Below are 1,777 nucleotides of genomic sequence, written 5' to 3'. Positions count from 1 at the left end.
AAATCTTGATAATTCTAGATAACGCTAGTTACCATAAAAAGAAAACTATATTGGCAGAGATTGAAAAAAACTTACCAAATATTCAACTATATTTTCTGCCTGAGTATAGCCCAGATTTGAATTTAGCCGAACTTGTATGGCATTCGGCGAAAGAATACATATCTCATCGCCTATTTAAATCAGTAGAGGAACTGAAAAACTTATTAAATAGGTTGTTAAATCAGGGAGAGTTAATAATTAGATGGGGAAGAAAAATTAAAAATAAAGGTAATGCTGCTATTGCAAACTAAATGTGGAACAGCTTACTTTGGGTGGAATTGGCATTGAAGACATCCAACCTATCTGTGGTGTTAGTTTGGTCAGAAAACAGGATATTGCCTAAGTCTACAGTGGCTCCTGTAGATTTGCTCAGGTTATTCAAGTTTTCCAAGGCAAAGTTTTGCAGGATAACTGGGACACCAAAAACCCTCGTTGTATTAGCATCGTCTTCAAAACTGATTTCTAGATTGTTGCCTTTCTGGGTCAACAGCAAATTTCGGGCGGTGGAACCATCGCCCTGGAATTCTAAGGTGTCCACTTCCGCAATTACTGTTGCTGTCGGGTTTGTCCCTTTACCTACGCCACCAAAATCGGTGATGACAGCAGTAGTATTGTCGTAGGCGTTGTAGTATTTAACAAATTTATCATTGCCGCCTCCACCAGTTAAGGTGTCGTTGCCACGCTCAGTATATATGGTATCGTTGCCTGCAAGACCGTTAATCGTATTCGCTTCATCATAATTACCCCGTAGGATATCATCACCGTTGGTTCCAATGATATCTGCCATAGATTTTATCTACCTAAATCAATTTTTTTCAGTAACTTCAGTTCTCAAACCCCTGTTTATAAGGTTTCAGGGCAGAAATAACTTACCGAATTTTAAGGTTTTCGGCATACTTGATACCATTTAATTTGTCACCTACTGCTGCCTTCTACATACTCGGAAAAAAACAAATCTGCCATTTATCTCTTCCTACCTGTCATTGTCTGTTAACTATTTAGTGAGGAATGACACGAATTGATACCTATGATAAAACGTGCTAATTTTAGGAATCCAAAAGACATTCTGAAAAAACGCTCAAGGAAGCAGTTTAATTTTTACTTAATTTTCTCAAAATTCTCAATTCTTAGATACACTTCTTCATCGGCTATCTGACTGTTGTAATCGATATCAATTTGGGTTGGGTAGCCGAATTGAGGCGCATATTGCACAGACAAGCTGGAAGCTTTGCGATTAATAGCATCCTGAATTACATTAAAAAGCTGGGGAATTGTTTTGTATTGTTGGAAGTATCGTGAATCAACTGGTTGACCAGTCGCTACAGAAGTGATGGAAGTTGTTTGACCGTTACGTACTTCAATGACTACTGGCCCTCTAGCTTCGGGTATACAAAAGCAACCGTTGCTAAACGTATAGCGATAGTTGGGAATATTTTGCTGATTCCATAAATTGCGATTAAATTTTAATCGCCTTAAATTCAAGTTCTGACTCGCTGGCGATTGTGCTATTTCTATGGAACTTTGGGACATTACTGGTAGGCTCAAACCTAAAGATAGTAACAGCCCGGCACTAATAATCATTGGTAAGCGCATACAAATCCATCAATAATTCAATTTGACAATATCAGGACTTACGCAACTGGCACAATGCGAGCGCCAATTACTAGTACATAAGTATTATTTGAATCTGATTCCGAATGCCTTGTATTTGTAATAAAAGCTGGTGTATTGGAAGCAA

General features: G+C 38.1%; 3 protein-coding genes. 1 reads left to right on the top strand and 2 read right to left on the bottom strand.

Annotated elements, in window-relative coordinates; all coding sequences use genetic code 11:
* Positions 1–290 (top strand): transposase (locus H6G97_RS50825; RefSeq protein ID WP_190943137.1); only part of this gene is annotated, 290 nt, incomplete at its 5' end.
* On the opposite strand, the gene H6G97_RS50820 is transcribed toward H6G97_RS50825, so the two are convergent.
* Positions 287–826, bottom strand: a complete 540-nt coding sequence (locus tag H6G97_RS50820) for a calcium-binding protein (protein WP_190947744.1) — start codon at positions 824–826, stop codon at positions 287–289. The two genes, H6G97_RS50825 and H6G97_RS50820, sit on opposite strands and share 4 nt — an antisense overlap.
* A gap of 311 nt (positions 827–1,137) precedes the next feature.
* Positions 1,138–1,632, bottom strand: a complete 495-nt coding sequence (locus H6G97_RS50815; RefSeq protein ID WP_190947743.1) for a DUF6174 domain-containing protein — start codon at positions 1,630–1,632, stop codon at positions 1,138–1,140.
* Positions 1,633–1,777 lie beyond the last annotated feature (145 nt).

This window comes from Nostoc flagelliforme FACHB-838 (assembly GCF_014698065.1).
GTDB classification, from domain to species: domain Bacteria; phylum Cyanobacteriota; class Cyanobacteriia; order Cyanobacteriales; family Nostocaceae; genus Nostoc; species Nostoc flagelliforme_B.
Note: the sequence above shows the minus strand (reverse complement) of the source record. Positions and strands in the feature narration are given on the sequence as shown.

Coding starts and splice junctions, on each gene's coding strand:
- H6G97_RS50820 (WP_190947744.1), bottom strand. CDS start 826: ATGGCAGATATCATTGGAACCAACGGTGATGATATCCTACGGGGTAAT.
- H6G97_RS50815 (WP_190947743.1), bottom strand. CDS start 1,632: ATGCGCTTACCAATGATTATTAGTGCCGGGCTGTTACTATCTTTAGGT.